The 4,544-nt window shown below is 55.5% G+C and carries 4 protein-coding genes; 1 reads left to right on the top strand and 3 read right to left on the bottom strand.

Annotation, left to right across the window (positions count from 1 at the left end; translation table 11 throughout):
• Positions 1 to 369 precede the first annotated feature (369 nt).
• Both aroE and BM225_RS21335 read right to left on the bottom strand, forming a co-directional pair.
• Positions 370 to 1,212, bottom strand: a complete 843-nt coding sequence (gene aroE, locus BM225_RS21340) for a shikimate dehydrogenase (protein ID WP_092465524.1) — start codon at positions 1,210 to 1,212, stop codon at positions 370 to 372.
• A gap of 12 nt (positions 1,213 to 1,224) precedes the next feature.
• A complete protein-coding gene (locus tag BM225_RS21335) occupies positions 1,225 to 2,736 on the bottom strand; it encodes a GMC oxidoreductase (protein ID WP_092465523.1) in 1,512 nt (503 codons plus the stop codon).
• Between the two features lie 113 nt (positions 2,737 to 2,849).
• Here BM225_RS21335 and BM225_RS21330 point away from each other — a divergent pair, with 113 nt between their 5' ends.
• Positions 2,850 to 3,716 (top strand): helix-turn-helix domain-containing protein, encoded by an 867-nt coding sequence (locus BM225_RS21330; RefSeq protein ID WP_092465522.1) that lies wholly within the window; start codon positions 2,850 to 2,852, stop codon positions 3,714 to 3,716.
• Positions 3,717 to 4,066: 350 nt separating this feature from the next.
• On the opposite strand, the gene BM225_RS21325 is transcribed toward BM225_RS21330, so the two are convergent.
• The gene (locus tag BM225_RS21325; protein WP_143095446.1) at positions 4,067 to 4,390 is read right to left on the bottom strand and encodes a hypothetical protein; all 324 of its coding nucleotides are present in this window, start codon (positions 4,388 to 4,390) and stop codon (positions 4,067 to 4,069) included.
• Positions 4,391 to 4,544 lie beyond the last annotated feature (154 nt).

Raw genomic sequence — 4,544 nt, 5'->3', positions numbered from 1 at the left:
GGGTGTCGTCCTTGGATTAGATTGAGTCTTGCAACCCGACCTTACCAAGAAACCCAATGGCCACCTGAAGCTACACCACCTCCGTGGACGTCACCGGTCTTCCCGGCTGAACGGTCGCGCCGATGATGCATTTCAGACAACAGTCAGACGATTAGGACGCGACCATCGGCGTCGTCTGGCTCTGCTGTGATTCGAGGGACAGCGACGCTGCGTTACGCACGAATGGCCGCAATGGCGGACCACATTGCATCGTTTGGAAGTGGTAGCCGAGGGCAGCTACGGGCCGAAAATGATGCTACTGGGAATCAATTGACGGCACCACTTAGCGAACTATCGAGTCGTTTTGACCGAGAAGTTTGACACCCGTAATTACAGGTCAAGGTCCAGCAATGTCTGTCGCATCACGAGAGGATCGACGTCTAAGCCGGTCCAGTATTTGACCCCGATCACACCTTGCTGCACGAGCATCGCGAGACCATCGACGGTTTTGCAACCGCGCCCCTGAGCGGCTCGTAACAAACGTGTCTGGGGTGGGTTATGGATGCCGTCAGCGACGACCATATTTGATTTCAGGCTGTCGATATCGATTTCGGGAATCGCTTCGACATCAGGATACAGACCGATCGAGGTCGCGTGGATTACAATATCAGTGTCCGCTGGCACGGCAAATTTCCCCTCCCAAGGTGCATAGTGCGCTTGTGTCCCAGTCCGTTCATTCAAGAGGTCGACGAGTGCCTGACCACGCCCTGCACTACGGTTAACCACGGCAATCCGCGCAGCGCCGGCCAGTGCAATTTCCACCGCGACGGCTCTTGCCGCGCCACCCGCACCAAACAGAACAACGGATTTTCCTGCGGGGTCTACGACTTCGCGCAGAGCCGCAACAAAGCCGCGCCCGTCGGTGTTTTCGCCAATCAAGCGGTCGCCATCGCGCACGATGGTGTTTACGGCTCCGATGATTTCGGCCGATTTACCCAAGCCGTCTAGGTGTTCGATCACCGCAACTTTGTGCGGGATAGAACAATTGAAGCCTCGCCACCCCATTGCCCGTGCGCCACGCACAGCATCGGCCAGATCGTCTGGCGCGACCTCAACGTTGATGTAGCGCCAATCGAGGCCATGGTGCTGATAAGCCGCCTCGATCATGGCGACGGTGGGGTTTTCAGCGGCGGGTTGCGCGAAGGACCCAGTGAGCGGCAATAGAAAGTTCATGAAGAGGCCCTTTCAGAATGTGAGCGTTTGGCGAAGGTGGGCTCCGACGCGCAGCGCTTGGGCCGCGATGGTCAGAGCGGGGTTCAGAGCGGCGGAGGACGGAAAGAAACTGCCATCCACCACGTAAAGGTTCGGATGATCGTGCGTCCGACAGAGCCCATCCAAAGCGGAAGTGGTTGGATCATCGCCCATCCGCACGGTGCCACATTGGTGCGACGGAGCTTGAATTCCAAAACTATGGCGCAGCACCACAGGAAAACCAGCTCGACGTAGAACGCGCCTGACATGGCGCACAAAACGGTCATGCGCATCTGCTCCTCCGGGCCGATAGTCGACCTGAACCCCACCATCATCTGACAGCCTAACACGGCTGTCCCAGCGTGGCAGATCCTCCCCCATGGCCAGAAAATCCACTGAATGTCGACCCAGCCAATCGGCTGCTGCCCGCGGCGTTCTTGGGTAAGTCGAACGGATCATCGCGCCTTTGATATTACCCAGCATCTGGATATTGCCCCGAGCATCGGGATCATCTGGCAAGCCATGATAAAAATCGTTCAGAGATAGTGTTTTGGGGAATTTCGTTTCGTTCACGACGAAGGGTTTAACCCCCATCAACCCGGTTAGATGGTGGTTCATAAGATGCCGCCCGACCACACCAGAACGATTGGCAAGCCCATTCGGGGCAACCTCGCAAGCTGAGCGCAATAAGATCAGCGCGGAATTGATAGCCCCTGCACTGAGCACAAACACTGGTGCTTCGACGTGCAACACCTCTCCTCCACGTCGCGCCACAACTTTGACAATCCGCCGCCCTGCCGCATCCGTGACGAGGTGCGTGACTTCGGTATTGCGTTCTAATCTAACATTCTCATGCTTCAAAAGCGGGCGCATTACGCGTGTATCTGCATCACCCTTTGCATCAAAACGGCACGCGAAGGCATCGCAGGTTCCGCAACGCTGACACTTACCACCAGGGCCGTAATCCACCGCAGATGGCATGGGAAAGGGGGTCAATCCCTGCTGGCAAAACTGATCCGCGACCGCCGCTATGACGGGTTCATGAGGAATTGCCGCATGTGGAAAGGGCTCGCGAGGCGGTTCAGTCGGGTCGATCCCAGCTGTCCCGCGCACACCATAAAGCACTTCGGCCATAGCGTAATAGTGGGCGAGGTCTTCATAGCCAATCGGCCAAGCCGGAGAAACTGCCCCATCGATTTGTGTTTCGCGAAAATCGGTGTCGCGGAAGCGGAACATCGCGGTTCCATAGAACTTCGTATGGCCACCAACGTAGTAATATTGACCAGGTCTATACGTTTCGCCGTTCAGATCGGCCCATTCATCCTGCGTCTTGTATCGAGACTGGATAAAGACCGCTTCCGCATCATTGTTTTGCGGCTCGTTCCGAAGGTCATCACCACGCTCGAGTATTAGAATTTTAGCGCCACTGCCGACCATCTGATGTGCGATAGCAGAGCCGCCTACCCCAGACCCAATGATTACGAGCTCCGCCTTGATGGTCTGCATCTTTCATCCCTCCGTGACTTGCCCTCAAATGCCCGACCACTGTGGATCGCACCATTCCAAAGTACCGTGCATGTTTGTATGATCACCGCATTCTGGTGGAGATTTGTTACGCAATGCCCATACCTCAACCCTATTTCGAGACAGTCTCCATCCCGCCCGGTCGGTCTTTGCATGTCTTTGATCGTCGCCTAGCGGAGTTTCCGTTCAACTGGCATTACCATCCCGAATTCGAGCTTACCCTGACGGTGAACAGCAAGGGGATGTCCTTTGTCGGTGATCATATTGGCCCATATGATGACGGCGATCTTGTTCTGATTGCTCCCAATCTGCCTCATGCTTTCCAGTCCGTTGAGCGTGTCTCTGATCCCGCGCCCCACCGCGCAATTGTCTGCTGGTTTACCAATGACTGGATCATGTCCCTGATCGCTTTGGTGCCTGAATTGTCCTCAGTCATGCCATTGCTGCTACAAGCACGGCGAGGACTGCGGTTCGGCCCCGAAACATCGACGTTGCTTCGTCAGCGGCTTCTTGGCCTGAGTGCTTTGAGCGGTGTCGAACAGGTCATCGCGTTTCAATCCATTCTGGTCACTCTTGCAGCGTCTTCTGACCGTACGCCGCTAGCGACCGGAGAGGTCACTGTCAGCGAGATGCCCCGCGATCGAGTGCGACTGCAGAAAATTCTGGATTACCTACACAGCCATTACGATGAGCCTCTTCGCCTAGCCCCGCTTTGCGAGCTTGTGCATCTTAGCGAAAGCCAAATGCAGCGCATATTCAAACGAAGCGCTCGAATGTCGATAAGCGATTATGTCTTGCAATTACGTTTGGGGCGCGCATGCCAGATGCTCATGCAGACGGATCGTCCCATAGGCTGGATTGCGAACGAATGCGGTTTTTCAGACGCAGCTGATCTCGCTCGCCGATTTCGAAAGGCACGCAACATGACACCAACCGCATTTCGCGCTGCTATTAGAAGGTGAATTTTTCGGTGATACATTGATGGAACGCCGGTCCGTCTTCCAGCGACATCAGATCTCGCAAACGCAATGAACCGAGCCTCATATTTCGAGATTTTACTTAGTTCATTTTTAAGAGCCTCGATTTCTTAAAAGTGCCGTTTGATGGCACTATTTGAAATAGTTGGTATTCACCACGAGAAGCCGCACCGTATCATCTCCATCAGCAATCGAATGACCGCTCTGGGCCGCTCGCGCCATGTCGAACTTCGAGGCTGGATACGGGCCATGCCGAAGCGCTGAATGTCGGCTTCGAGCCCGTTTTGCAGTTCACTGCACCTAGCGCGAAAGGCCGCAGTGCATCTTGGTTCACTTCACGGCGGTTCTGAATCAGACAACTCAGCCTCAGACCGTTTCGCCCGCATGTCCGCAAGAATTTGAACGCGCGGTTCATGCCGCTTGCGATACAGAAACCGTGCCCAGAGCGCGAAGGCCCATGACATCCAGCCCGCGTCGATTTCAATGACGTCGCGCAGCCTGGACCCTGACTGCTGCGGTTCCACGGTCAGAGTGTGACGCCACGATTTGACGCCTGCGCCCTTTTCAGAAGACCGCAAAATCATTGCTTCGTCGTCGCACTCCAGGACTTCCATGAAATACGGTTGAGGCGGTAACTTCCCGAACAGCGACACCTGCACGGTAATTCTCTGGCCTTGGTATACGCGACCGCTCGGCAACCCTTCGAAGCTGACAACCCGGCATTGCCAACTTGCTGAAGCACCTGAGGGCGTCTAGCGTTTTGGCATGATGATACCAGCTGAGATGCCGCGCCTGAAAGGCTATCGTTTCCCA

This window comes from Donghicola eburneus, assembly GCF_900115865.1.
Classification (GTDB): Bacteria; Pseudomonadota; Alphaproteobacteria; order Rhodobacterales; family Rhodobacteraceae; genus Donghicola; species Donghicola eburneus.
Note: the sequence above shows the minus strand (reverse complement) of the source record. Positions and strands in the feature narration are given on the sequence as shown.

Coding starts and splice junctions, on each gene's coding strand:
- aroE (WP_092465524.1), bottom strand. CDS start 1,212: ATGAACTTTCTATTGCCGCTCACTGGGTCCTTCGCGCAACCCGCCGCT.
- BM225_RS21335 (WP_092465523.1), bottom strand. CDS start 2,736: ATGCAGACCATCAAGGCGGAGCTCGTAATCATTGGGTCTGGGGTAGGC.
- BM225_RS21330 (WP_092465522.1), top strand. CDS start 2,850: ATGCCCATACCTCAACCCTATTTCGAGACAGTCTCCATCCCGCCCGGT.